Genomic DNA, 25,695 nt, shown 5'->3' with positions numbered 1-25,695 from the left:
GACAATCACGGACGCGACGGCGGCAACTTCATGTTCTCCGATGGGCACGGCGAGTTCGTGACCGGGAACATCCAGTCCACCTTCTTCGACAAGCCGACTTTCAACAAGCCCGCCAACACCACGCGGAACATCAACGCGATCCTCTCCTATCGCAGCAACTGGATCGAAGCCGTCGATTGATTTGTCGTCCTCTCTGCGCCAACTTGCTACGCTTCACCCCTCTTGACCGCCACCCCGCACAAGAATCCGGCGATTCGGAAATCGCTTTTTCGCCGCCTGCTGCAGGCCCAGGAATCCGGGCTCATTCTCGTCATCCTGCTGATGGCGGCGGTGCTCACGATCAAGGGCGGCAGCAAGCCGGGCGACATCATCCGCATCCCGATTCCGGCCGAAGCCTCGGTTGAAGAGGTCGGGGGCGTGCTCGTCGTCACCTCCCCCACCGACGCTCCCCTCAAAGAAGTCCGGGCGACACTGGGCGATTCGGGCACGAGCGGAGCCAATGTCCGCATCGTCGCAGGATCCGCCAAGCTCGAGGCCCGCAGCGCCAGCAATCCGCGCGTCCGAACCTTCGAGGGTTCACAAGTCCTCATGGTCTCGCGCTTCGAGAGCAAGTTTCTCAACACGCAGAATCTTGTGCTGCTCGCAACCCAGGCCAGCTTCATCGCGGTCATGGCCGTCGGCATGACGGCCGTCATCATCCTCGGGGGGATCGACCTTTCGGTCGGCTCGATTTACGGGCTTGCCGCGGTGGTCGGGGCGTTCGCGCTCAAAGCGCTACAGATGCACGTGCTCGGGCCGGAGGCCAACTCGCTCGATGCCTCTGCGGGCGGGGCGCCGTGGTGGATGTCGATTCCGGTCGGCATTGGCGTCTGCTGTCTTGTGGGTGCCGCCTGCGGTGCCGCGAGCGGGTCGATGATCGTCGGTCTGCGCGTCCACCCGTTCATCATCACGCTTGGCATGATGGCGATGCTGAGCGGGCTCGTCTTTGTGCTGACGCGCGGCCAATCGATCACCGGTTTCCCGGAGAGCTTCACCAAGGGCTTTATGAAAATGCCGGCGGGGAACGTCTACCCCGTGCCGGTGGCGATCATGGTGCTCACAATGCTTGCGGGCATGTTCGTCTTGAGCCAGACCGTGTTGGGCCGGCGGATCTTTGCGATCGGCGGGAACGAGATCGCTGCAAAGTACGCGGGCATTCCGGTCGGCGGCGTGAAGGTCATCGTGTACGTCGCGATGGGAGCGCTCGCGGGCCTCTCGGCTGCGATGTACCTGGGCTATTACGGTGCCGCGGCACCGGGCGCGGGTCAGGGATATGAACTCGATGTGATCGCGGCGGCGGTGATCGGCGGCGCATCGCTTTCGGGCGGGCGCGGCAGCGCGTTCGGCGCGGTGCTCGGGGCGCTCCTGGTTCAGATGATCGGCAACGGGATGCTCGTACTCGATATCGATCAGAGCTACACGCAGATCGTCAAGGGCGCGGCGATCGTCGCGGCGGTTGTGCTCGATCAGGCGAAGGCAAGATTGACGCCGGGCGCAAGATGACCGGAATTGGGATGTGGGCGGGATTTTTTGAGATTCTTGAGTTGGGTTCGCTCCGAGGAATGGCGACGGACTTTCACCCGTTCGTCGCGAATGTGGCGCGGTTCGACGCTGAAGGCGTCGGCCGGAATAGCCGGGGCTTGCCGCGAAGCGGCAGCCCCGGTGTGAATGCGACCAAGGAAACGCAGGCCGAAGGTCTGCACGCGGTCACGAGCGCGGCGACGCACAGGCCCTCGGCCTGCTGGTCTTGTGGCGGCCTATTACCGGTGGTGCGGCTTCGCCGCGACCCCATCCCCCACCGGCTATAGGCGCTTAAGCCTGCGCGTTGGAAGAACGCGGTTTTCGATTTGGGATGTTGGATCGAGAGGCGAGCACGCGCCCTTTGAAAATGCGATGATTGCCGCGCAATACACGGTCGACAGTGCGTGGTGAGGTTCGACGCCGAATGCGTCGGCGGCGCGGGATCGGACTGAAAAAAAGCGGCGGGCTTTCGCCCGCCGCGTTCGAACTGTTCAAAGGACCAAGTTCAGATATTCAGGCTCGGAATTAGTCCCACCAGAACTGCTGCGTGGTCATCGACTGCACCTGGCCGGTGCTCGCATCGAAGGTGGCCCAAGACGCGACGCCGCCGTTGTTGCCCCAGCAACGAAGGTAGTTGTTGCGGCGCTGACCGATGTTCTTATCCTTGAGCAAAGCGTCTTCGGAATCGTTGTAGGTCTTGCCGTCCGTGCTATTGGCTTCGTCTTCGTTGGCGAAAACGTTGTCGTACTTGAACACGCCGGCGGTGTTCGAAGAAGACACCTTGTCGTAGACGACCGTGATGTTTTCCGGATCGGGTCGGGTTTCAAACGACACGGAGTTGTCGTTGCGGGCGAGGTTGCCTTCCCACGAGGTGCGAGCGCCGTGGATCAGCAGCGTGTTGGACTGGGTCGCCTTGATGCTGTCCTTGCCGCGCGTCGTTTCGGAAAGCTTCCACGCGCCCTGATCGCCGGTGTACCACGGGCCACGGTTGCCGAGAACCACCTGACCCGCATCGAAGGTGCTCTGCCACATGAAGCGGCGTGCACCGTACATCGGGACGAAGGCGTACGAGAACCCGCCAGCCGGAGTGATGCCGCCGGCGCCCTTGATGTCAAAATCGCCGCCGATGTCCGTCGTCGGATACGCGGCGAACGAGGGATCGCAGATCGCCTGCGCCTGCTTGGTCGTATTGACGGCCGCAGGCTTGCTGAACTGGTAGTAGGGATTGACCTTGATGTTGCCGTTGACTTCGGCGGGGCTGACGCAGATTTCGGGGCCGAAGGAACCGTTGTAGATCAGCATCGAGACCATCCAACGCGGAACGTCCTTCTGGAACTTGTTCTTCGCTTCGTTGGCTCCGGTCGTGGTGATACCCGGAATCGTGTCGTTGGAGTCGATCGACGAGGGCAACGGGTAGTTGTCCTGGTTCTGACCGGCCCACGTCACCATCGACTGGTGGATGGAGCGGACCTGCGTGCCGTCCTTGATCTGACGAGCGGCGGCGCGGGCCTTGCCGAGCGCCGGGAGCAGGATGCCGATGAGCAGGGCGATGATCGCGATCACGACCAGCAGCTCGATCAGCGTGAATGCAGACTTGCGAGACTTCATGCTTGATTCTCCCGAGTGTGGAAGGCCGGAATTGGCTTCGCACACTCAAAAACCGAAGACGACCGACTTGACGACATGCCGGGCATGGAAGCGGCGGATCACCGCCACCAGCCATTGCAGTCCAGTCCGATCGACACGCACACCGCGGAGGGTCGTCCAAGACCCGCGAACGCCGCATCTTTCGGACTACCAAGTTGTCGGCAGGTCGCTCACGCCCCGAATCAAGCAAGCGGGCGGAACAAGGTGGAGCCCAACGGACCCCGATGAGAACGCCGTGGAAAAATATCCAAACGGTGCGGATCAGAATTCCCGAGAGCGGTCTTCCGAACGCGTGCGTCCTGCCATTCAAACACCAAACCCAAATTTTCAAGCCGGGTTCGCGGCTTGCGCGACTCCGGAACACCAAAACGTACACATCCCGATTCGAACGTCAAGGAAAACGGTTCCAGCAAGTTATGGATACGCTGGGTTTTGTACCCGTGTTCACCAATCGGAATCCAAACATGAGAACACCAGAAGTGCAGCTTTCGGAAATCGGGATTGTGCTTCCTCCCGCGGTGCCGCCGGTCGCGGCGTACATCCCGGTTCGCCTTGTCGGAAATCTGGCATTTGTCGCCGGTCAGATTCCGATGCGCGATGGGAAACTGATGGCGAGCGGGACAGTACCGGACAAGGTTTCGGTGGAAGATGCCGCGGCGTGCGCCCGCCAATGTGCGATCAATGCGCTCGCGGCGCTCAAGGCTGAACTGGGCGAACTGGCGCGCGTGAAGCAGATCGTCCGCGTCGGCGTTTTCGTCGCGTGCGGCAGCGGCTTCTTCGATCATCCGCAGGTTGCAAACGGCGCGAGCGAACTGCTGCAACAGGTCTTTGGCGAGGCGGGCAAACACGCCCGAGCGGCCGTGGGTGCACCCAGTCTGCCTCGAGGGGCGCCGGTCGAGGTCGAGCTCGTTTGCGAATTCCGCGCACCGTCGTGAATCGAGACGACAGCATCCGAGAACTTGGAGGTAATGCGCGGGCAGAGACGTGTTCGCAATGGCGGTGCGATTCGGAGACATTCGCCTGATTCCGGCTGCTTTCTCGGGCCTGGGCCGCTCCTTTCCGGTATCCGATGCGTAGATGAAGCCAAAGCCTTGCAACTCGGGGCTCCGCCGGTCACACTTGGGATGCTGGCATATTTGTTCTCGCCACGGCCCGCGCCGCGGCAAATCCGGGGAGCTTTGATGGATCACAGGCCCGCGCCACCCAAACCAGGCGACAAGCCGACAACGGCGACCCACGTTGCGACGCCCCCGCCCTCTCCGGCTGCGGCGCAGGTGACGCAGTTGCTCGTTGCGGCGGCGGGCGGAGATTCGCAGGCTGCGCGCGATCTATTGCCCTTGGTGTACGAAGAACTTCGGCGGCTCGCGCAGGTGCGCATGGCGCGCGAACCCAAGCGCGGCGCTGGGATGACGCTCCAACCGACGGCGCTTGTACACGAAGCGTACCTCCGCCTGCTCGGTGATCACGAGGTGCGCTGGAACGGGCGCGGGCACTTCTTTGGTGCCGCGGCACTGGCGATGCGCCGGATTCTGGTCGAGCGTGCCCGTCACCGCAAGCGGCTCAAGCACGGCGGCGGGTTGCAGCGTGCGGACATCGAGATGGCGGACATCTCTCCGGTGCTCGCGAGCGAGCCGCCGGCGGAGGAGATGCTGGCGCTCGATGATGCATTGAAGGGACTTGAGAAGCACGATCGGCGCAAGTACGACGTCGTCATGCTGCGGTATTTCGCGGGCTTGTCGATCGAAGAAACCGCGGACGCGCTGGGAGTGTCGCCCGCGACGGTGAAGAATGACTGGACGTTCGCCCGCGCGTGGCTGAAGCGCCAGGTCGCGGGCGCCGACACTTCGGATTCGGAAGAGTGAGCACCGCGCCGGGCCAACGCACACCTCCGCAGCGACTCGAGGACATTTTTCTGCGCGCGACGGAACTCCCGGCGCTGGAACGCCCGGCGTTTCTGGATGGGGTGTGCGGAGGCGATGAGGAGCTGCGCCGCGAGGTCGAATCGCTGCTGCAGCACCATTCGGGCGTGGGCGGGTTTCTGGATTCGAAGGCGGCGCCGGGACGAGGGCTGCTGACCCAGCTCGGCGCGAGCGCGCTTTCGGATGCCGAGCCGCTCTTGCCGCCGGACAAGAAGATCGGAACTTTTCAGATTCTCGGGGTGCTCGGAAGCGGCGGGATGGGCGTGGTGTATGTCGCTCAGCAGGAACGCCCGAAGCGCACGGTGGCGCTCAAGGTGATGCGGCGCGTGCTGGGCGATCCGCATTCACTCTCGGCGCAACGGATTCTGCGGCGCTTCGAGCACGAGGCGGAATTGCTGGGGCGGCTGCACCATCCGGGGATCGCGCAGATTTTCGAAGCGGGGACGTATGCCGTCGATGGCGTGACCCACCCGTACATCGCGATGGAGTTGGTCCGGGGCGATCCGCTGCTCGCGTACGCGGCGAAGCACAATCTCGGGAACCGGGAGAAGCTTGTACTGGTCGAACGTATTTGCGAGGCGGTTCAGCACGCGCACCGCAACGGCGTCATCCACCGCGATCTCAAGCCCGCGAACATCCTCGTGGATGAATCGGGGCGACCGAAGGTACTCGACTTCGGCGTTGCGCGAACCACCGATTCGGATCTCCAATTGACCAGCGAGCACACGGCGGTCGGAGCGCTGATCGGCACGCTGCCTTACATGTCGCCCGAGCAGGTCAGCGGAGATCCGGCGGCGGTCGATACGCGATCCGACGTGTACGCCGTGGGAGTCATTATCTATGAACTGCTCGCGGGGAAACTACCGTACGACCTCGCGAGCCGCTCATTGCCCGAGGCAGCGCGGATTATCCGGGATGAAGAGCCGACGAGACTCAGCACGATCGATCGCTATTTTCGCGGCGATGTCGAGATGATCGTTTCGAAGGCGCTCGCCAAGGACCGGACGCGCCGGTATCAGTCGGCAAGCGACCTGGGAGATGACATCGCGCGGTACCTCGCCGGGCAGGCGATCTCGGCGCGGCGCGATTCGGCGATGTACGTCCTGCGGAAGCAGCTCCGGCGGTATCGCGGAATCGTCTCCACCGTCGCATTTTTCCTGCTCATCGTGGTCTGCCTCGGCGTGTTCGCCGGGATTCAGGCCTTCCGCGCGTCGCGGCTGGCGGCGACCGAGGCGCTCGCAAAGAACGAGGCGCTGAGCGCGCTCAAGCAGGCGGAAACAGAGCGCAAGCGCGCGGACGCGACATCGGAATCGCTCGCGGTGCAGCTGGCGCGATCGAACGTGGAGCGCGGGCGCCTGCTCGGCATCGCGGGAAACCTGCTCGCGGCGGAGGACCTGATCTGGCCGGCTCACCTGCGCGAACCTAATTCCCGGCACACTTTTTTCGCGCTCTGGGAACTCTACATGCACGAACCCTGCCTCGCGACAGTGCGAGCGCACTCGTCGACGATCTGGGGGATGGCGGCGTCGGGCAACGGGAGGTTCGTGGTCACCGGCGCGGAGAGCGATCCGCCGCTCAAACTCTGGGATGTCTCCACGCGAACGGCGGTCCGAGACATTTCGATTCCGTTTTCGACCTCGCTGGATTCGACGTCACGCGGGCTGGCGATCGATCGAACGGGGAAGCGCATCGCGATCGGGTACGAGGACGGTCGCATCCTGCTGGTGGATGGGACGGATGGTTCGACGACGAAGTCGGTGAAGTTTGGCGATCGGTTCGTGCGCGGGCTTGAATTTTCGCCGGATGATTCCGTGTTGCTCGCCGGGCTGGGCGACGGGAGAGTCCTCGAGCTCGATCCCTCGACGCTGGATGTCCGTCGGACCCTTCTGCGGATCGAAACGGGGGTGAACCAGGTCGCGTGGTCTCCGGACGGGAAGCGATTTGCGATTGCCGCGGGCGATTCGACCGTGCGGCTTTTTTCGTGGGACGACGCGGGGATTCCGGAGTCGATCCAGATTTTTCGGGGCCACACGATGCCGGCGAATGTGATTGCGTTCAGCCCGGACGGATCGGTGCTCGCATCGGGAGGAGGAGATCGCACGGTGAGGGTGTGGGCTCCCGAGACATCCGAGGGTCTTGCCAGCCTTGACGCGCCAAACGGAACAGTCCGCTCGCTCAATTTCACGGCGGATGGCTCCCGACTCGTTGCAGGCGGCTGGTGGACCATGAACGTGTGGGATTGGCGCCGCGAGCGCAAGCTGAGGTCCTATTCCTGCCCCGAGTCGTGCACGGGAGCGGCACTGCTCGCCGGCGGTAAAGAGCTCTGGACCACGGTCGATGACACGATCCGCGTCTGGGATTTCTCGTCCACCCCCGGGTTGGAGCTGATCCCCGGCCACGCGGGAAGAGCGGTCGCGGCGTGGAGCCCGGACTCGAAGTTCATTGCGTCCGGAGACTCGCAAGGGGCGGTTCGCGTCTTCGATGCTTCAACGATGTCGCTGGCCCGCACGCTCACCGGGAGTTCGGCCCGCGTGCGCGCGATCAGGTTTGACAGGACGTCTCGCTATCTCGTCGTAGCGGGTGAAGACACGAGCGCGCGTGTCTACGACTTGAACTCGCCGAACCCGGAACCTTCGGTTGTGTTGCGGGGCGCGTTTGCGCTCTCACCCCGGTCGATCGACTTCTCGCCCTCAGGCGACTTGCTCGTGCTGCCGTATCACGACGAATGCCATCGCGTCCTGCGATTTCCGGAATGCACCGAGATCCACAGGATCCCGACGGCAGGACGCGAAGAGGCGCTGAGCGCTCGTTTTTCTCCTGATGGCAAAGTGCTGGCGACCAACGACCGCGATCGCGCGCTGCGGCTCTGGAGCGTGGGCGATTGGAAACCGATCGGAGCGATGCGTCCGGGCGGGATCGCCCCTCAACCGTGGTCGATGGAATTTACGCCGGATTCGACGAAGATTCTTCTGACCAGTTGGAACAAGCGGGCCGAATTGTGGGACGTCGCGACGTGCAAGTTTCTCCAGTCCTTTACGGGTCACGGGGGGTTGCCAACGGATATCGCCATTCGCAAGCGCGAGCCCATGATCTTCGCAACGACCAGCACCGACGGGACGCTGCGGCTCTGGGATATGACTCACATGAACGAGCCCTGCATGCTCACCATCGATCGATTCTCCAGCTGGGAGGTCAACAGCCTGCAATGGAGCCCGGACGGTCGCAAACTCCTTGTGGGCGACTCGGTCGGGAATGTTCAGGTCTGGAACATGCGCTACTTCAACCGGCACATGGGGGGCAACATGCAGTATCAGCTCGACCGACACCGGTCTGAACTGCCGCCGGACCTGCCGATGGATGACATCCTGGAACTGATGAAGCGTCTGAACGATCGCAGCCGGACGGGCGCGTGAGCAGACGACCTTGCAGAGTCCCGCGACGATTTCGGCGATTTTGAGCCGTCGCGGGAAATCTCTGCAGGGCGGCGGCGAGGAATTCGCTTCTCCAATCGGAACGCACCACCGATCCGGCATGCCGCCCGTCCGTTCAAGGGAAGGAGCATGCGGCACACACGATCGGCGCCCCCGCGAGTGGGCGCCGATCTTTTTTTTCACGGCTGCCGGGCGTTGCGGACGCAAGCTCAGTACCCGGATTTCACATCGACGACGTTGAGCAGCGGCTCACCCGCTCCAAAGCGACGGACGTTCTCCTGCACAAGCCCCCACTCCCGTTCGTCGGTCAGGTCCGAGTCGGCGGCGACGTGCGGCGTGATCACAACGCGCGGCTGTTTCCAGAGCGGGTGCGATGAAGGGAGCGGTTCGGGGTCGGTGACGTCGAGGCACGCTCCGGCGAGCACGCCGCTGCGGAGCGCCCCGAGCAACGCATCGGTGTCGACGATCTTGCCTCGGGCGATATTGATGAGAATCGCGCCGCGCTTCACCTTCGCGAGTAATTCGGCGTTGAATAGCTTTTCGGTCTCCTTTGTGAGCGGGGCGCAGATCGTGACGACGTCCGCTTCGGGAAGCATGGCCGCCAGGTCCTGCGGTTTTCCAACTCTTTCGACAAATGCCGGCGAGGGAGCGTCAGAGCGGCGCATCGCGATCACGCGCATGCCGAATCCGTCCGCCCGCTTTGCGACTTCGCTGCCGATGCCGCCGAGTCCGACGACAAGCATCGTTTTTCCCTGGAGGGCGAACGGGCGGAACTCCGTGTCGTCCGGGCGATCGCTCCACTTCTGCTGCTCCTGATGCCTCGCGTACGTGGCGAGATCGCGCGAGATCATCAGGAGCATCGCAAAGACATGATCCGCGATTGCAGGTCCGTGCACGGCGCGGCTGTTCGTCATCACGATCCGTTCTTTGTCGATTCCTTCCAGCTGCACATAGCGGTCAACACCTGCCGAAAAACTGATGACCCAGACCAGCTTGGGAGACTTCTCGAGAAATTCGGGTGTCAGCAAGTGCGCCGCGACACCGTGCGCCTCGCCCGCGTGCTCGAGGGCCGTTTGTCTGTTCAGCCCGCTGATGAACCGAACGTTGGGCGCGAGCCGTTCGAACGCCTCGATCTGCGCCGGCGGCAGACGGCCCATGAGAACCGTCAGTTGTGTTCGCTCCGCCTGATCGCCGGCCGGCATCGCGAACGCGACCCGAGCGTTTCGTGTCGAACCAAACTCCTCTGCGGTCGGCTGCTGACCGAGCGCGATGCCCGCGCAAATCCCAAAGACGAGGCAGCAGAGATACTTCATTGCGTGGGCTCCGGACAGTCATGGCCAAATGGCCGAAGAAAACCCAGCGGCGATTCTCCCTCGAAGCCTACCGGCTCTGACGCTTCAGGGACGGATCGATCGGGATTGCCTGCCAACCCGGGATTCCTTTCGCGCTCTTGACCTGATTGTCGGCCTGGATGAAGTCAATCGAGCCGTCGTCGTAGACACGATAGATGTAGCTGTCGCCCCCGCTGACGCCGATGACTTTTCTTTCAAAGTGGTTCTGGAGCCCGAAGATCCCCAGAGCGAGCGCGCCGGTGACGCACCCGATCGCGCTGCGCTTCCAGAAGAGCAGTCTTTTCTGCAAAACCGTGACCTCGTCGTTGGCGCTGTTCATGTCTACTCCCAATTTCGAGCAACAGAAAATAGCCGCCGGTCTGCGGACCGGTGCTTTTGATTCCGTCGCGCAGGGCGAAAATGTTCTACCCGAGCTTTGCTTCCATCGAAATCTTCGCGTTGAGCACCTTGCTCACGGGGCAGTTCGTCTTGGCTTCGGTCGCAAGTTGCTGGAACTTTGCCGCGTCGATCCCCGGAACGGTTCCGGTCACATCGAGATGGATTGCGGCAATCTGCCAGCCGCCGCCCGCCTGCTCCATCGAGAGAGTCGCGTTCGTCGCGAGCTTGGTCGGAGTGATCCCCGCGTTCGACATGATGAACGTGAGCGCCATGGTGAAGCATCCGGCGTGCGCCGCGGCGATCAGTTCTTCGGGATTGGTTCCGTTGGCGCTCTCAAATCTGGAAGCGAATGAATAGGGTGTGTTCTTGAGTGCGCCCCCCGGAGCTGAAAGCGTGCCCGCCCCGTCCTTGATCGAACCGTTCCACTGCGCCTGCGCTGTTCGTTTGATTGTCGCCATCGTCAGCCCTCCGGTGAATGTTCTGCTCATCGGCGCACCGATCGCGCCGACTTGTAGCCTAGCGCCGCCGAGGCGGCGCACGCGGCGCCTAAGGAAGTCTGAATCTGTCCGACATCAACGAGGCTGAGGCGACACAGCTCGGCTCAATTTGCTGTGCGCGGTTGATCCTGACTCAGAAACGGGCGCTCGCGCGTTCAAATTGTGGTGCCCGCGGAGCGCGAGAATGCCAGAGACTTCTTGACTCTCTGAAACGTGCGACATGCTTTGCTCCTGCTATTGAGCGAGAGCAAGCGCGAGAGCTGCGGAGCTCAAAACCGGCACCCGACGAGGCCTTCAGCCCCCGCTGAACAACACCGGATTCCGCCCGCTCGAACCCGCCGCAAATGCGGCGTTGCCCGCACCAGAAGGAGCTGCGGCCGGTGTCCGCGGAAGCGATCGTCCGGCTCGATCCTGCGGATTGGGTGACCTGCGCAATCCCTCGGCCTGCAGCTCCTTCTCTGCCTGCACCCAATCCGATTCTGCGCTCCCCGAGCCTCCCGCGCGCGAGAGGAAAATAAAATAGGCCCTCTCCTGAATCCGCTCAGGCGTGATCTCGGCACTAGAAGCCCCAATCTGGGTGCGGCTACCCGCCGTGGATGATGCCTGTCGTGCGGATGTTTCGGTGTTATGAACGATATTCGTCGCCATAGATCCTCCTTGACCAGGTCCCTAGACCAGCTCCGAGCACCCCGTCGAATACGGCCACAACGCGGGGCCGCTCCCGCCTCTCCCGAACAGTGTCCTCCGCCAGTCTCTCTTGCTCCGCAACTCGGCTTTTGTCGTGCATCGCAGCGCGCCGCGAGCATTGACCCGCCATTTGATGACGCGATCTCAAGCTTCGGTGCGCGAGAAATCATGGAATATCCGATTTCCATGAAGCCAGAATGAGTTCGAACTGAAATCGATCGCGCGGCACCAATCGGCTGCACTCCCGACAGCATTGTCGAACTACTCAAACAAAAAAACCGGGCGGCATCGCCCGGTTTGGGTGAATTAGCATCCTCGCTGTCGCCTACTTGAGTTTGCTCATCAAATCGCTGACGCTGGAATTGAGCTTCCCGATTTGTTCGGTGAGCTCCGCGCTGAGGTCACTCCATTTATCCGCGGCGGCGGTCTTCAATTCGCCGAGCTTTTTCTCCACACTCGCGAGTTGCGATTTGGCGCTCTCGACCCCGCTCTTCAGGGAGGACTTGAGGGGTTCGGCCTGGGAATCGACTCTTGAGGCGAGTTCGTCCACTTTCGCCTTCGCCGCGTTGTACATGTCGGTGGCGTTCGTGACGGCTGCCGACTGCAATTCGGAAACCTTTTCCGATGCCGAAGAGGCAACATCCTTCGCGGCATTCGCGGCGGAATTGGTCACTTCCTTGGCCTTCGCAGCGGCCTTGTCACCTTCTTCTCCGCAAGCACATAGCCCGATCGCAAGTGCAGCGCACAAAGACGTGGCAATCAGGTGTTTCATGGAAGACTCCTTGGCGGCGTACGGCACTGGTGCCCCCCGATATGCCGCGTTCCAGCGGGGTACTGAGAGTTTACCACTCGCACCCGCTTCCGCTACTTCGGATTCTGAGATGGCGGATTTCCTTTGCGATCGATATCGATGGCGACCGGATAGTGATCCGACGCGTAACCCTCGGGAGGCAGCGTCGTCCGCCAATCAGCGCCCTCCGGGCGAGCGGGCATGCCGTAGATGAAAGCGGAATCATTCACGAACTGTTTGCGCAAATTCTGATTGAGAAAAATCAGATCGATTCTGCGACCGGACTCGTGCGAGATGTTGCGAGGATCGGCGGAGTCGCGGCCGCTGAAGACATCGAACAGGCCGGCGTCGGTGTAAATCTTCCCGTTCGGATCCGTCACCATGCCGTTGAAATCTCCCAGCACGGCGATCAATGCACCAGGATTCGCCGCTTCGATTTCCTTGACGATGTCGACCACGCCCTTTGCTTCGGCGATTCGCCAGTAGTCGGAACCCCGGCCGGACTTGTGGTGCACCACCAGCAGCGTCAACGTCTCATCCTCTCCGCCTTTCAGATTGAAAGCAGCCGAAGGAATCTGGACATCCACGCGAAGCGGCGTCCGACGGAACTTGATGTCCTCGCCGGCGAGCGGATTCGGACGGCTTCCGTCGCGGGCGGGGTGCTTGCCGCCGATCTTGCGAGCGTTGTACGCCTCCGTTTTCACGATCGGAAAGCGCGAGAGCACCGCATTGTCGATGCCGCGCGGATCTTCGGACTCGACAAGCTCGGCGTACTTGTAGCCCAGATCCTGAAGGTACTTGTCCCGAAACTCCTTCAACACGGCCAGCGACTCCACTTCCTCCATCGCAACAACGTCCGCGTCGACGGCGCGAATCCCCGCGGCGATTGCCTCGCGCTCCTCCTGCGGCTTGATGGGAGCCGGGTCGCCCTCGTTGTGCGTGCGGGTCACCGGATCCGAATCGAACAGGTTCATGGCGTTGTACGTTGCGATCCGCACCTGACCACTCGTGCGTGGTCTCGCGGTCTTTTCGCCGAATCGCACCGTCGTTCGATCGACCTGCTTCGTTGCGGGAACGGACGGCGCCGTTTTCTCGATTGATGGAGCAGATTGGGCGAAACAAGCTGCGGCGAACAAGAGAGCGGCGAGCGGTGTGGCAATTCTCATGGGAGTCTCCATTGCTGACGCTCATCGTACGACCTGGATCAACGAGCGCTGAAAAAAACAACCCGCGCCGAAAGTACGGTGCGGGCGTTGGACTCTGTGCCGGAGGAATTGATTACTCTGTCGCCCGGGTAAACGTGTACTCGGCCACGCCCTTACCACCGGAGCCGGCGCTGATCTCGGTCGAGAAGTGATTATCGCCCTCAAAGCGCACAACGACCGCGACCGCGTTGCTCGGACCGCTCGCGGGCAGATACGTCAGCACTTTTCCGCCCTCTTCCGAATGACCAATCAGGTGCGTGATTGAAGGCGATGCGTCACCCCAGGCGGTGACTGTCAAACCCTTTCCGGGTTCGGAGGCAAACAAGAGCGAGCCTTCTTGGCGGCTGGTTTGCCCCGCGAGTTCGCCCGACGTTGTCTGGACATCCAACAGGACGAAGAAGTTGTTGACGAGCACTCCCGCGGCACGACCCTGCACGCTGTGTTTCTGGCCGTCTTCCCCGGACCAGGAACCTTCAAATCTCCAAGCACCCACCAGTTTGGCGAGTTGTCCGCGATCCGCATCGGCACGCTCGGTCGTCACGGACCGATTCGTCGCACAGCAGGATCCTGCCTGACAGCCCCACTGAGCAAAGAGCGAGACAATCGCAGCAATTCCCACACTGGCGCGAATCACGCCGGAATTCACTTTCACCATTGCGAAGACCCTCCGTATCGCATGTTCTGCTGGCTCTGTTGAGCGCGCCGATTCTGATCGCCGATCACACCGCCGACAATCGCACCCGAAACGGCACCAATCGCGGCACCTGCACCCGCGTTGCCGCTCAGAGAACCGATCGCCAAGCCTCCCAAGGCGCCGATCGCGCCACCAGAAACTGCGCCTTGACCCGCATTGTTGCAGCCGCCCGCACCGGCTGCGAAGGCGACCACCACGCAACAACCGATCCAGGCTCGAAGTAGAGATTGACTCGATTCACGTTTCCTTGCCATGGCCATACTCCCAAGGTTTCCGTCTGGCGCTCCGGACGCGTCCGACTTCGTGCGCACTATACCAGCCTCCCGATAGAAGCAGCAGACTGGGATTGTCGCGATTGGCGGCCCGCATCGAAGACTGCCTACCGGCGCACGAGTTGCAGCGTCGCTTTCGCCGCGGCGAATCCGCTCCGCGCAGCTCCTTCCATCGTCGCTGGCCAATCCGTGCGCGTGTAATCACCGGCCAACACCGGTGATTCGCTCACAGCTGCCAGGGGTTCGGGGCGCAGGGGTTCAAACCCGGGAGTAAAGGCAAATGTTGCCCGCCGTTCCTTTACGGGGCGCGCGAGTTCGAGCTTCGCATCGGCGGCCTCGGGAAAACGGGCGAGCAGATCACGAAGCACTCGCCCGACAATCTCATCCTGATCGAGCCCCATCCATTCGTCGGCGGCACTGACGACCGCATGCACCTTCCGCCCGTCCTCGTCCTTGCGGAAAAGCCATTGCGTTTGGGCCCCGACGAGCACGGCGTGCGGTACGCGCAGAACGGGGCGATCAAAGAACAGGTGAACTCCGAGGATCGGGCTGTGCTTCATGCGTTGCATGCCTTCGAATCGGGCGTCGCGTCGCCTGATCGCGTCATCCGCCAGCAGAACCGCTTTTTCAAACGGCAGCGCGCAAAGAACCGCGTCGGCCTCCAAAGTGTGTCCGCTCGCGAGCGTCGCCCTTCGGCCGTCGAAACGCGCGACCGACTCTCCGAGCAGCAAAGTTCCGCCGGAATCGGCGATCGCTCCGCGCGCGCGGTCGTAAATCTGCCCCAGCGGAACCGTCATGATGCCGATGCGCGAAGGTCGGGCTCCGGCCAGAAACGCCTGCTGAAAGACCTGGATTGCCGGCAGTGCCGAGACCCGTTGCGGCGTCAGGTTGCAGGCGCTGATGACGATCGGATCCCAGAACTTGAGACGATCTGATTCGTGCTGCCCAAGATCTTCGAGCAGGTCTGCAAATGTTCGGGCTTCATGATCGGTGCGATTGAGAAACCGAATTTGTGCAAGACCCGCCGCGATGCGCGATTTCTCCGCGAGCGTGAGAAACTTCGCCCGAGCGAACGCCGGAAGCCCGTGAAGCGGAGGCGGAAGCGCCGCGGGCTTGAGAACGGAGGTGCGGCCGCCTTCTTCAACCCAATACTGGTGATCGTCCCACCGGATGAGATGCGAAACTCCGAGCAGCCCGCACAGACGTAGATATGCTTCGCAGCATCCGAGCGTCACGTGCTGGCAGTTGTCGAGCCAGAGACCGGACTTTGCGTCAAAGAAAGATGAAGCCCGGCCTCCGAGTCGATCTCGCGATTCGATGAGCGTGACGCGAGCGCCCGCCGAGCAAAGCTCGAGCGACGCGGCGATTCCGGCGATTCCCCCACCGAGAATGAGCACACGAACGCTCAACGAGTGCTCCGCGCTGTATTCACGTGAGCCGCTCGAACGCTCACTTCTTCGCCGCCTTCGCCCGAACGGCGTTTTCGATGGAAGACTTTCGAGCTTCTGCGGCGGCGCTCAGTTGCCGGCTCCATCCTCTGGCGTACGAGCTCGCCGCGATCCACGATTTCATCGGGAGCGACAGATGCACCGGTCGCGCCGCGATCACAAGCTTCGGCTTTTTCTCGATCCGGTCGAGCAGAGCCGAATACACCCTGGTCAATCCGTCGAGCACGGCGAAACAGCTCGGGTCCACCTTGTCGGCGAGCGGCGCCGATTCATTCAGACTGCGGCGCGCAAAGCCTGTCAACTCTCGGACAGCCGCCTCGCACCGAACGGGATCACGCCATTGGCGCAGTCCGTCCGCGATCAGCCCGCACTTGCCGAGAACATCCGCAGGAAAATACACGCGCTTGGGTGAGCGATCAAAGTCAGAGGCGAAATCGCGGAGCACGTTGATGGTCTGGAGCGCCCGCCCCCGAGCCTTTGAAAGCGGCACGATGTCGTCGAAATTCACGCCCTTTTTGAGCCCCCACACGCTGATGCACATGAGCCCCACGGTTCCGGCGACGCGGTAGCAGTAGTCTTCGAACTGTTCGATTGACTCTATTGCAAAATCGCCGCCGCTCTCGCCGACTTCTCTCCGCATTCCCTCGATCAAATCCTCGGACCAGCGGGGCCTGATTGCGCAGGTTCGAAATGTCCACGTGACCGCCGGCCAGATTGTGGTGTCGTCTCCGGCCGGACAATTCGCGAATGCTTCTTTGGTGAATTTGGCGAATCGATCCAGTCCGCTCCGCGCCGCGCCGGCATCCGGCGAATCGTCCGCGATGTCGTCAGCGAGCCTGCTCCAGGCGTAGAGCGCGTACATCTCGCCCCGGCGCTTTTCCGGCGTAAGCCGAATGGCGCGGTAGAACGAAGCGGCACGCTTGCGCGTGATCTCGCGGCAGACTTCCATCGACCGCCGGACCGGCCCGGGCGCGGACGTCGTTCGGCTCAGCCGTTCCGGGATGGATTGATCCAGACGGGACATTCGCGGGAGAGTATCGCAGATTCCCGCGGCGGCGAACAAGGCTTGCCCATCATTCCCGCCATCGCCGCAGGGAGCGAAGCGCAAGCGCCCGCAAAATCAGGACCGCCTTGTCCACTTTGGAAAGCCTTGGCCGCTCCCACAGCGTGGTGCATCCCGTGCGCAGAATCAGCCGGAGGGTCTCGCGGCCGCCGTGATGAAAGAGGTACACCACGGGGCCGAGACGGCGATTCAGGTGTCCGACGATCTGTCCGCCCTCAACGTAGAGAATGTCCGTGCGCTCGACGAGCTGACGAAGAGCAAGGATGAAAGGCACGCGCGCTTCGGGGTCTTTCGGGCGACTCATCCATTCGCGTATTTCGGCTTCCGAGCGGTGAATATCGTGGAGCGGAAGATAGATTCGATCGCGTTCGACCAGATCGCGTCGCACATCCTGCCAGAAGTTGGTGAGCTGAAGCGCGGTGCAAATACGATCGGACAGGTAAAAGAGCTCCGGCTCCCGATCGGGAATAAATCCATCGAGCATCAGCACGATGCGTCCCACCGGGTTCGCGCTGCGCGTGCAGTAATCCAGAAGTTGATCCCAGGTCTCGTATCGGGTGACGCGCTGGTCCTGTTCGAAGGCGAGGATGAGGTCTTCAAATGGACCGACGGGAAGATTCTTTGCTCTCATCGTCTCGCCCAGCTTCTGAAAAACCGGGTGATGCGAATCGCCTCGAACCGCAAGACGCAATTCCTGTCGCGCCAGTTCGAGGAGTTTGAGCGCCCGCGAACGCGCCATTTCGCCGACTCCCTGCGCATCGGCAAGATCGTCGATCAATCGGCAGTAGTCGTAGACGGTGGCAAAGTGAGGTCGCAGGTCGCACGGAACCAGAGGGCTGAGAACCGAGAAGTTCTCCTGATCGCTCGAAGCCGCCGAGGGTGGGAGCACAAGAGTGTGATCGGTGCAGTCGACTGCGACGGAAGTTGGGGCGCCGGTTTGATGCAAGCGTTGAAACCTACCATGAACGGTCAGCACGGAGCGAACGGTGAAACTGATTCTTGCCAATCCCCGCGGCTTTTGCGCCGGCGTCCAGATGGCTGTGGACGTCGTCAGCCAAACGATCTCGCTTTTGCCCGGCGAGAAGGTCTACGTCTTTCACGAGATCGTCCACAACAGGCACGTCGTCAATCGGTTTCAGCAACAGGGCGTGGTCTTCGTGGAAGATCTGGCTGAAGTGCCATCGGGAAGCATCCTCGTTTTTTCCGCCCACGGAGTATCTCCCGAAGTACGGGAGTATGCGCGAAACCGGCGACTTCAAACAATTGACGCCACGTGCCCCCTGGTGACCAAGGTGCACTCGGAATGCATCCGTTATGCACGCCAGGGATTCGAGATTCTGCTCGTGGGGCATGCGAATCACCAGGAAGTCGTGGGCACAAGGGGCGAAGCGCCGGAAGCGGTGACGGTCGTCGAGAGCGTCGAACAGGTCGCGACGCTGAGAGTGCGTGACGAGAACAAGCTCGTGTATCTGACACAGACCACTCTTTCGACCGATGATGCCGGGGTCATCATCTCGGCGCTCAGACAGCGCTTCCCGAATCTGAAAGAGCCGCCGAGTTCGGACATCTGCTACGCAACGACGAACCGCCAGCAGGCGGTGCGTCAGATCGCGCCGGAGTGCGATATCGTGCTCGTAGTCGGATCGAAGAACTCATCGAACTCCGTGCGTTTGACCGAAATCGCCCAGAACGTGGGAACGCCGGCGCGGCTCATCGATGATGTCACCGAGGTCGATTGGAAGTGGTTCAAGGGTGACGAGACTGTCATGATCACCGCGGGCGCGTCGGCGCCCGAGGACCTCGTGGCCGGACTCTGCCGCGAACTGCTGCAGCGTTTCGGAGGAGAGCTCGAGCAGCGTGAGATCGTCAACGAAGACGTGGAATTCGGCCTTCCGCTTTCGCTCCGGAAGCTCGGAAAGGCAAAGGGCGTCGACCTCGATGACTCACGCATCCGTGTCGGCGCACCGATCATTACTCTGGCGACGTACGGTGCGGTCGCGCTAACGGTCAGCGCAAGGGCCAAGTAGAATACATGAAAGCACGCAGATACGCGTCGCCAGTGCACATCATGGGCTCACGCAGCCATGGACACTTCTGCGCCGGCCGCTGCGAGCAATCCGCTTCGCCATGTCCAGCGCTTCAGCAGCAGAAACTGCTGGAGCAGCGCCTGAAGCAGGAGAGCCTCGTACGCACCTTCAACGGCGGTGGCGGGAATGTCGGAATACCGAAGAAAAGAGTCGCGAATCCGCTCCACCCCGACGCGCTCGCGTGTGACAAAGGCCTGCGAATATTCGACTTCCTCAGAAAGTGAGACATCTCTGCCGAAGCATGCTTTGGCGAACGATGGATTGGCGCGTGCAAAGTGCCACGCGGCCACGCCCAGGTTGTGTTCACGGGTGAGCAGATCCTGCGGCCGGTAGAAGTGCTCGTGATCGGCTCTCGCGTCGGGACGATAGAGAACCGGCGTTGCGTGCTCTTGCGCCAGCCGGAAGCCGAGCTCGATGTCTTCGTACCCGTAGAGTCGCTCCCCCGCGTAGAAGCCTCCGACGGCCCGAACCAATTCGGTGCGTGCCGAAAAGTTCAGACCGAAGCAGTGCCGAAAGCCCCAGTCTCGCTCGGGATCAAACGGCGCCGCGTCCATCGTGTCGTAGAAAAAAATCATCGAAGTCTTGCGCGTCAGGAGGTCAAGCAGCGACTCATTCTCGCGCCGACAGAATGGCGAAGCGCCGACGGCGACGATTGGCTTCGCGCGCGTTCTGTGGGCTCCGATGTGCGCGCCGACAAATCCGGGAACGGGACGAACATCGTCGTTGATACTGATCATGAAGGTGCCGCGGGCCCGCTTCAGCATGCGGTTGCGGACCATCATGAGGCCCTCACGCGGACACTGCATGAGTTCGAGGGGGGCCCTCCCGCCGCAGGACTTCCATTTCTCTCGCGCGGCATCCTCGGCACCGGGGTCGGGGCCATCGAACCCGACAATTACCTCAAACTGGGAGTGGTCGAAGTCCTGTTTTGCGAGGCAGGCGAGGCAGTTTGCGAGTTTGTCGGAACGGGCGAAGGTGGGGATTAGGACGCTCGCTTGCATGAGAGGAATATCGGTCCGGGAACGGGAACAGATACACCCAAGTGCGAGGCCGTGAGATGGCAGCTTGTCGAGAGCGCGATCGATGGCGTGACCGTGTGTTTCAATGGGCAATGGATCGCTTTCCCTTGAATCCTCGTCGCCTTGAGACCGCGACACCTTGACACTCGGTCTTCCGCCATAACCTCATGCGTTGCAGCATCCTGCGAGTCACATTTTCGAGTTCACTCCCGAGACACTTGCCGGCTGGTGCGAGGCCCGCGGCATGACCCCTTTCCGCGCGAAGCAGATTCTCGAATGGATCTATGTGAAGGGAGTTGCAGACCCCGCGCAGATGAGCAACCTCTCGAAGCGCGATCGCGAGGCGCTCACCGCTGAAATGACGTTTCTTTCGGGAGATCCACTCGCTCACCAATCTGCGACGGACGGCACGCAAAAACTGCTCATCGAATGGCGAGACTTTACGGAGTCCGGGCCGAGTGCCGACCAGGGGGTTTCCTTGCCAGTGATGAATTCGGCAAAGCCGACTTCCGACGGGTCCGATCGGCAGACCGAGTGCGTCATGATCCCCACCGAGGAGCGCAAAACCGCCTGCATCTCCAGCCAGATCGGATGTCCCGTCGGCTGCAGGTTCTGTGCATCCGGCATGGGCGGGCTGGACGGAAATCTGTCAACCGGGCGAATCGTCGAGCAGGTTTGGCGACTCGGCCGGCTCAAGGACGTCGGACGCATCAGCAACGTCGTCTTCATGGGCATGGGCGAGCCGCTGAGCAATTTCAAAAACGTGACCGGGGCCATTCGAGTCATCACGGCGCTTTGGGGACTTGGGATCTCCGCGCGAAAAGTGACCGTTTCGACGGTCGGCCTGCCGCAGGCGATCCGACGGCTTGCGGAGGAGTTCGAACTGCCGGTCACACTTGCGCTGTCACTCCACGCCCCGAACGACTACATCCGGCGGAAGCTCATTCCCTGGGCCGAATACACCACGATCAGCGACCTGCTCGGAGCCTGCCATCTTTGGTTCGAGAAAACCGGACGCGAAATCACCCTCGAGTACACCTTGCTCCGGGACGTCAACGACCGTCCCAAGCACGCCGAAGAGCTCGCCGGAATCGCAAAATCAATCCGCGCCAACATCAACCTGATCCGATACAACGAGGTCGCAGGAACCGATTTTCAACGACCGCGGAATACCGACGTGCTCGAATTTCAGAAAATCCTTCGCTCGCATAACATCAATGCTCATATTCGCGCCAGTCGCGGCCGGGACATCGCGGCCGCCTGCGGGCAGTTGCGGCACGAAGCGGCGGGAGCAACGGGCGAGTGAACGGGACACTGGCCGAAATTCCGGGTTGGGCCGATCGCTTTGTCCCGTTCTCAGCGACTCACGGAATCGTGACCGCCGCGTTCCTTGTGCTCACCATCGCGGTTTGCCAGAGCGTGGGAAAGCTGCCCCTCAGCCCCCGACGCACATTCGAGATATTCGTGGGAACGTGGGCGTTTGGCTTCGCGTGCCTTTATGCGGCATGGTGGTTGTTCCCCAGGAACTTTGATATCAATCGGTCGCTGCCTTTGCACGTCTGCGACCTGATGTCCTTCTTGTCTCCGTTCTCTCTGCTGTCCGGGCTGCGGCGCTATGCATCCCTCGCCGTGTTCTTCGGCCTGGCGTTCTGCACGCAGGCATTTGTCAAGCCGCTTGCCGGCCCCGGGCCGTTCCATCTCGCAAAATGGGCGGAGTTTTGGGGATTCTGGATCACACACGCGATCGTGGTGTTTGTGGCGGTCTATTGGATTTGGGTTCGCGGCTTCCGACCGAAATGGAGCGACTACCGGCACGCGACCATCATCGCGTGGATTTACATCGCGATCATATTTCTCTTTGATGCTGCCTGCCGTCTGAACTACGCCTATGTCGGTCGCGGAACGCCGACCGGAGAGACGTTCGCAGACGATCTTGGCCCCTGGCCGCTTCGGGCGCTTTGGATTGCGTTGATCGGACAAGCCGCGCTCACGGTGATCATGCTGCTGAGGCTCATCCCCGGCGGCGAGCCCCGATCGTCATTAAACTCTTCGCGATGACCGGCCTGTGCCTCGCACTCATCTTCATCGCAGCAGCGATCTGTGCGCCGCTCTGTGCGATTCTCATTAAGTTGGGACACCGGCTAGGAACCTTCGACTCTTCGGGAGTCGCGGGGCAGATCAAAGACCGGTCGCGTCGCGTTCCCAACACGGGGGGCATCGCCATTTTCTGGGGGATTGTCGCGCCGATTCTGTTCGCGCTTGCGGTCGGTCATTTCTTCCCGGCGTGGTTTCCTGCCGTCGCGGGGAACACGGTGCCCTACCTGGCCCAGAAATCGCCGTCGGCGATCCTGCTGATCGCGTGCCTGGCAATCCTGCACATCATGGGGTTGATCGACGATCGCACGCCCCTTTCACCGATTCCCAAGCTTCTGCTCATGGCGGCTCCCGCATTCGCCGCCCCGCTCCTGATGGATACCCGCCTCCTGACACTTCTCGACCCGTGGGTCGGCGGGCCGTGGCTGAGCGTGCTCATCACCGCGGCATGGTTTCTCGCCATCACCAACGCGATGAATTTTCTCGACAACATGGATGGCCTGAGCGCCGGCATCGCCACAATCGTCTCCGCGTGCCTTCTCGTCGTCACGATCGACAAGGATCAATGGCTGCTTGCCGCTTGCCTCTCGCTCACAATCGGCGCGTGCCTGGGCTTTCTCTGCTTCAACGCACCGCGCAAGAGCGGCGCGAGATTATTCATGGGTGATGGCGGCAGCTTGGTGATCGGGTTCATGCTCGCATTCGTCACCGTTCGCGTCACCTATTACGACCCCCAAAGCGCGCAATCATCCCGCGCGCACGCCACCCTTATGCCTCTCGTCATTCTGGCGTTGCCGCTCTACGACCTTGTTGTCGTGACCACGGTTCGGCTGTGGAACGGGAAGTCGCCGATGGTGGGCGATATGAATCACGCTTCGCACCGACTCGTCAACCGGGGGCTCAGCCGGGCCGGCGCCGTGTACCTGCTCTGGGGCTTGACAGCCGCGACCGGCCTCGCGGGCTTGGCCCTTGCACGCGCGGACGGAGGAGTCGCGGCATTGATCGGTGCGATGGTGTTCGTTCTGCTCGGGCTGCTCGCATTCTTTGAATACGCCGCTCCAAGTCCCTCGAAACAGAATCCGCGTGGCGGTGGAACGTCGAACGCCCGATCCGAAGGCGAGCGTGTGGCGTGAATCCGATCGCCCCTGAATCGGCGCCCGAACGCCTTGCTGCGCAGCGCCAGATTCTCGAAGCGCTGTGCGGAATCGGAGCCGCGCTGATCGTCGGGCTCGCGGTTCTCAAGGCAAGCGTCACGCTCGTTGCTTTTCCCGGCTGGGATATCGATCCGATGACGATGGCGGCGCCCATGGTCGGACTCGGCCCGACCGCAACGCTCGCAATCGACTGCTCGCTCCTGACGCTTGCCGGCGCGATGATCGCGCTCTGCTCACCTCTGGTCGGCCGCTTCCCTGCAATCGAGTTGCTTTTGCTCCTTGCAGGCGTGGCGTCTGTTTCATGGCATGGCCTCTTTTCCGGTTCCGCCTCGCAGGAGAATCTTCTACTGGGAATGGGGTGGGTCGCCGCAATGAGCGCCGCGGTTGCGCTCGCGCACGCAGCTCGCATCCCATCGGTTCGGCGAATAGGCGCCGCCGTCGCACTCGGATTCCTCGCGTTTCTCGCGTTCAAAGGTGCGATGCAGGTGTGGGTGGATACGCCGCAGACCATCGCGGAATACAAACGGAATCGCGAAGCGATTCTCGCCTCGCACGGATGGTCGCCCGAGTCCTTTGCCGCACGCACCTTTGAGCGTCGGCTCTATGACTCCGTCGCCACCGGCTGGTTCGGCTTGTCGAACGTCGTCGCGACCTTTGGGGCCGCGGGGGTCGGCGCATTTCTTGTCCTGATCCTGCGAGAACGGGGCAGAGCATTGAGGGTTCTCGCGATCCTCGGATTCGCCGGCGCTCTCGTGTGCACATGGCTTGCTGCAAGCAAGGGCGGATGGGCGGCAGCGGCCATCGGGAGCTTCGTCGGGCTCGCGGGTCCGCTGATCGTCCGGCAACGCAGATTCCTCGGCGCGGTTCTCATGCTGGCAATCCCAATCTGCGCGATCGGAGCGATCGTCGCGCGAGGAGTCATCGGAGAACACATCGCTGAGCTCTCGCTCCTGTTTCGCTCGCAATATCTAAACGCCGCGGCGAGAATCTTCGCCGCAAATCCCATCGCCGGCGTGGGGCCCGCAGGTTTCAAGGATGCCTACCTCATTGCAAAATCTCCACTCAGCCCGGAAGAGATATCGAGTCCCCACAACGTGCTCTTCGATTTCGCAGCCACGCTGGGAGTCGCGGGAATCGCTTGGAGTGTGCTCTGGCTGGCGTTGCTCGCGCTCGCCGGCGCAAACCTGGCCAACCCAATTGAAGAGCCCGACAAGCCAGACCCGAACAACAACACGCGAACTTCGTTCCGGTTGGCCGCGCTCGCGCTGGCCCTGGCGACGCTCGGCAGCGCATGGGTGGAAAACCTCATCACAACTCCTTCGGGAAGCGTCGCACGCATTGCATCGCTCGGATGTGCGCTCCTGATCGCGTGGCGGGTCTGCGCAGCCAGTGAGACCGCTTTGCGCGTCGCGCTGGTGGCCGCCGCCGCGGCCTGCGGCTTTCACGCGATGATCGAGGTCACGGCCGTGCAATCCGGTTCATCCGTCCTGTTCGCTTCAATCGTCGGGCTCGCCGCCGCGCAGCCGGCTGCTGCGCTGATTCCCGTGCGGCGGGGAGTCTTCAAGATCGCCGTGCCCGGTCTTTTCATGGCGTGCCTGGGAATACTTTCGAGCTCGCTCGTGGCGCGTGTTCAAAACTGGGAATCGCTTCTGCTCGGCGGCGCCGAACGTTTGGAGCCTGTGACGACGCTTGCTCAGGAAATCGCGACGTCAGACAACGCAGCCGCCCTCTCGGACGCCGTGTCCGATCTCGGAAGAATGCTCGGCAGGCCGGTCGCACCGAATCGCGAGTCGATCAACCGCGCGCTCCAGGATGCTCGCCGCAAAGCAGGCTCGCTCGCCTACGAGGACCTGATCATGGCGATCGCCGCCGACCCATCCAGTCAAGCCACTCGTCAGGCCGCGTCGAACCTATCGCTTCAACTCGCGGCACTCGAAGGGGAGGGAGCCGCTCAGGGCGGGCCGCTCGATTCGATCGAATCCCGCCGGCTGAGATCCGCGCTGGACCTGGCGGAAGACTCGGCGCGGCTGCCATGGCATCGAGCTTCGGCCGCGACCTGGCTCGCAACCGTCCGCCGCGGAATCTGGCAACTGACCCTGAATAGAACGATGCTCGACGGTGCGTACCAAGCGTCGGTCGAGGCCGCCGAACTCGACCCCCACAATCCGCTGCACGCCGCGACCTGCGCCCGGCTGGCGCAGGCGCTCGGGAACTCTCAGGCAGCGCGCGATTGGGCCAAACGTGCTCTCACTCTCGACGAGAACATGCGGCTTGATCCCCTGCGCCGCTTCGAGCGGCACGAGCGCCAGGAACTCGAGGGTCTGAGCAAGTCTTCCGAGTGAGGAGGGCCGGAGAATACTCGGACGCTCGCGAATCCCGAGATCGCCGGCGAGCCGCC

The 25,695-nt window shown here is 62.2% G+C and carries 22 protein-coding genes; 9 read left to right on the top strand and 13 right to left on the bottom strand.

The annotated features are described in order from the left end of the window. Positions 1–222 precede the first annotated feature (222 nt). Positions 223–1,542: an ABC transporter permease gene (locus KF691_08255; GenBank protein MBX3389433.1), complete on the top strand. Its 1,320-nt coding sequence runs from the start codon at positions 223–225 to the stop codon at positions 1,540–1,542. A 543-nt stretch (positions 1,543–2,085) separates the two neighbouring features. On the opposite strand, the gene KF691_08250 is transcribed toward KF691_08255, so the two are convergent. Then, positions 2,086–3,168, bottom strand: coding sequence for a prepilin-type N-terminal cleavage/methylation domain-containing protein (locus KF691_08250; protein MBX3389432.1), 1,083 nt, complete (start codon positions 3,166–3,168; stop codon positions 2,086–2,088). A gap of 503 nt (positions 3,169–3,671) precedes the next feature. On the opposite strand from KF691_08250, the gene KF691_08245 reads away from it, so the two are divergent. The 3 genes from KF691_08245 to KF691_08235 all read left to right on the top strand — a co-directional run bounded on the left by KF691_08245 (position 3,672) and on the right by KF691_08235 (position 8,539). Continuing rightward, positions 3,672–4,142, top strand: coding sequence for a RidA family protein (locus KF691_08245; protein MBX3389431.1), 471 nt, complete (start codon positions 3,672–3,674; stop codon positions 4,140–4,142). Positions 4,143–4,388: 246 nt separating this feature from the next. After that, a complete protein-coding gene (locus KF691_08240) occupies positions 4,389–5,069 on the top strand; it encodes a sigma-70 family RNA polymerase sigma factor (GenBank protein ID MBX3389430.1) in 681 nt (226 codons plus the stop codon). Next, a complete protein-coding gene (locus KF691_08235; GenBank protein MBX3389429.1) occupies positions 5,066–8,539 on the top strand; it encodes a protein kinase in 3,474 nt (1,157 codons plus the stop codon). The genes KF691_08240 and KF691_08235 overlap by 4 nt, the downstream gene beginning before the upstream one ends. 227 nt (positions 8,540–8,766) lie before the next feature. On the opposite strand, the gene KF691_08230 is transcribed toward KF691_08235, so the two are convergent. The 11 genes from KF691_08230 to hpnC form a co-directional block, all read right to left on the bottom strand. Then, positions 8,767–9,870 carry a D-2-hydroxyacid dehydrogenase gene (locus tag KF691_08230; GenBank protein ID MBX3389428.1) on the bottom strand — a complete coding sequence of 368 codons (1,104 nt, stop codon included), beginning with the start codon at positions 9,868–9,870 and terminating at the stop codon, positions 8,767–8,769. A 67-nt stretch (positions 9,871–9,937) separates the two neighbouring features. After that, positions 9,938–10,228 (bottom strand): hypothetical protein, encoded by a 291-nt coding sequence (locus KF691_08225; GenBank protein MBX3389427.1) that lies wholly within the window; start codon positions 10,226–10,228, stop codon positions 9,938–9,940. Between the two features lie 85 nt (positions 10,229–10,313). Continuing rightward, positions 10,314–10,745, bottom strand: a complete 432-nt coding sequence (locus KF691_08220; GenBank protein MBX3389426.1) for an OsmC family protein — start codon at positions 10,743–10,745, stop codon at positions 10,314–10,316. Positions 10,746–11,078: 333 nt separating this feature from the next. After that, positions 11,079–11,432, bottom strand: a complete 354-nt coding sequence (locus KF691_08215) for a DUF2934 domain-containing protein (protein MBX3389425.1) — start codon at positions 11,430–11,432, stop codon at positions 11,079–11,081. 364 nt (positions 11,433–11,796) lie between these two features. Next, positions 11,797–12,243 (bottom strand): hypothetical protein, encoded by a 447-nt coding sequence (locus tag KF691_08210; protein ID MBX3389424.1) that lies wholly within the window; start codon positions 12,241–12,243, stop codon positions 11,797–11,799. Positions 12,244–12,335: 92 nt separating this feature from the next. Beyond that, positions 12,336–13,427 carry an endonuclease/exonuclease/phosphatase family protein gene (locus KF691_08205; GenBank protein MBX3389423.1) on the bottom strand — a complete coding sequence of 364 codons (1,092 nt, stop codon included), beginning with the start codon at positions 13,425–13,427 and terminating at the stop codon, positions 12,336–12,338. Between the two features lie 112 nt (positions 13,428–13,539). Beyond that, positions 13,540–14,121 carry a DUF1579 family protein gene (locus tag KF691_08200; protein MBX3389422.1) on the bottom strand — a complete coding sequence of 194 codons (582 nt, stop codon included), beginning with the start codon at positions 14,119–14,121 and terminating at the stop codon, positions 13,540–13,542. Next, positions 14,115–14,414 (bottom strand): hypothetical protein, encoded by a 300-nt coding sequence (locus KF691_08195; GenBank protein MBX3389421.1) that lies wholly within the window; start codon positions 14,412–14,414, stop codon positions 14,115–14,117. Before KF691_08195 ends, KF691_08200 begins: the two co-directional genes overlap by 7 nt. Positions 14,415–14,539: 125 nt before the next feature. Then, positions 14,540–15,841 (bottom strand): hydroxysqualene dehydroxylase HpnE, encoded by a 1,302-nt coding sequence (gene hpnE, locus KF691_08190; protein MBX3389420.1) that lies wholly within the window; start codon positions 15,839–15,841, stop codon positions 14,540–14,542. Between the two features lie 40 nt (positions 15,842–15,881). Further along, positions 15,882–16,904 carry a squalene/phytoene synthase family protein gene (locus KF691_08185; protein ID MBX3389419.1) on the bottom strand — a complete coding sequence of 341 codons (1,023 nt, stop codon included), beginning with the start codon at positions 16,902–16,904 and terminating at the stop codon, positions 15,882–15,884. 49 nt (positions 16,905–16,953) lie between these two features. Then, on the bottom strand, positions 16,954–17,832 hold the full coding sequence (hpnC, locus tag KF691_08180) for a squalene synthase HpnC (protein ID MBX3389418.1): 879 nt from the start codon (positions 17,830–17,832) through the stop codon (positions 16,954–16,956). A 97-nt stretch (positions 17,833–17,929) separates the two neighbouring features. On the opposite strand from hpnC, the gene ispH reads away from it, so the two are divergent. Then, on the top strand, positions 17,930–18,970 hold the full coding sequence (ispH, locus tag KF691_08175) for a 4-hydroxy-3-methylbut-2-enyl diphosphate reductase (protein MBX3389417.1): 1,041 nt from the start codon (positions 17,930–17,932) through the stop codon (positions 18,968–18,970). Between the two features lie 47 nt (positions 18,971–19,017). On the opposite strand, the gene KF691_08170 is transcribed toward ispH, so the two are convergent. Beyond that, positions 19,018–20,031, bottom strand: coding sequence for a glycosyltransferase (locus tag KF691_08170; protein MBX3389416.1), 1,014 nt, complete (start codon positions 20,029–20,031; stop codon positions 19,018–19,020). A 190-nt stretch (positions 20,032–20,221) separates the two neighbouring features. Between KF691_08170 and rlmN the strand changes: the two genes are divergently transcribed. The 4 genes from rlmN to KF691_08150 all read left to right on the top strand — a co-directional run bounded on the left by rlmN (position 20,222) and on the right by KF691_08150 (position 25,639). Continuing rightward, a complete protein-coding gene (rlmN, locus tag KF691_08165) occupies positions 20,222–21,355 on the top strand; it encodes a 23S rRNA (adenine(2503)-C(2))-methyltransferase RlmN (GenBank protein ID MBX3389415.1) in 1,134 nt (377 codons plus the stop codon). 68 nt (positions 21,356–21,423) lie between these two features. Then, on the top strand, positions 21,424–22,107 hold the full coding sequence (locus tag KF691_08160) for a TIGR02206 family membrane protein (GenBank protein MBX3389414.1): 684 nt from the start codon (positions 21,424–21,426) through the stop codon (positions 22,105–22,107). After that, positions 22,104–23,276, top strand: coding sequence for an undecaprenyl/decaprenyl-phosphate alpha-N-acetylglucosaminyl 1-phosphate transferase (locus KF691_08155; GenBank protein ID MBX3389413.1), 1,173 nt, complete (start codon positions 22,104–22,106; stop codon positions 23,274–23,276). The genes KF691_08160 and KF691_08155 overlap by 4 nt, the downstream gene beginning before the upstream one ends. Then, positions 23,273–25,639: an O-antigen ligase family protein gene (locus tag KF691_08150; GenBank protein MBX3389412.1), complete on the top strand. Its 2,367-nt coding sequence runs from the start codon at positions 23,273–23,275 to the stop codon at positions 25,637–25,639. Before KF691_08155 ends, KF691_08150 begins: the two co-directional genes overlap by 4 nt. Positions 25,640–25,695 lie beyond the last annotated feature (56 nt).

Source organism: Phycisphaeraceae bacterium, assembly GCA_019636555.1.
In the GTDB taxonomy this organism is placed as follows: Bacteria; Planctomycetota; Phycisphaerae; order Phycisphaerales; family UBA1924; genus JAFEBO01.
This window is presented reverse-complemented; position numbering and strand designations above follow the sequence as displayed.

Coding starts and splice junctions, on each gene's coding strand:
- KF691_08205 (MBX3389423.1), bottom strand. CDS start 13,427: ATGAGAATTGCCACACCGCTCGCCGCTCTCTTGTTCGCCGCAGCTTGT.
- KF691_08215 (MBX3389425.1), bottom strand. CDS start 11,432: ATGGCGACGAATATCGTTCATAACACCGAAACATCCGCACGACAGGCA.
- KF691_08250 (MBX3389432.1), bottom strand. CDS start 3,168: ATGAAGTCTCGCAAGTCTGCATTCACGCTGATCGAGCTGCTGGTCGTG.
- KF691_08245 (MBX3389431.1), top strand. CDS start 3,672: ATGAGAACACCAGAAGTGCAGCTTTCGGAAATCGGGATTGTGCTTCCT.
- KF691_08195 (MBX3389421.1), bottom strand. CDS start 14,414: ATGGCAAGGAAACGTGAATCGAGTCAATCTCTACTTCGAGCCTGGATC.
- KF691_08185 (MBX3389419.1), bottom strand. CDS start 16,904: ATGTCCCGTCTGGATCAATCCATCCCGGAACGGCTGAGCCGAACGACG.
- KF691_08170 (MBX3389416.1), bottom strand. CDS start 20,031: ATGCAAGCGAGCGTCCTAATCCCCACCTTCGCCCGTTCCGACAAACTC.
- KF691_08155 (MBX3389413.1), top strand. CDS start 22,104: ATGACCGGCCTGTGCCTCGCACTCATCTTCATCGCAGCAGCGATCTGT.
- KF691_08240 (MBX3389430.1), top strand. CDS start 4,389: ATGGATCACAGGCCCGCGCCACCCAAACCAGGCGACAAGCCGACAACG.
- KF691_08230 (MBX3389428.1), bottom strand. CDS start 9,870: ATGAAGTATCTCTGCTGCCTCGTCTTTGGGATTTGCGCGGGCATCGCG.
- KF691_08210 (MBX3389424.1), bottom strand. CDS start 12,243: ATGAAACACCTGATTGCCACGTCTTTGTGCGCTGCACTTGCGATCGGG.
- KF691_08225 (MBX3389427.1), bottom strand. CDS start 10,228: ATGAACAGCGCCAACGACGAGGTCACGGTTTTGCAGAAAAGACTGCTC.
- KF691_08200 (MBX3389422.1), bottom strand. CDS start 14,121: ATGGTGAAAGTGAATTCCGGCGTGATTCGCGCCAGTGTGGGAATTGCT.
- KF691_08220 (MBX3389426.1), bottom strand. CDS start 10,745: ATGGCGACAATCAAACGAACAGCGCAGGCGCAGTGGAACGGTTCGATC.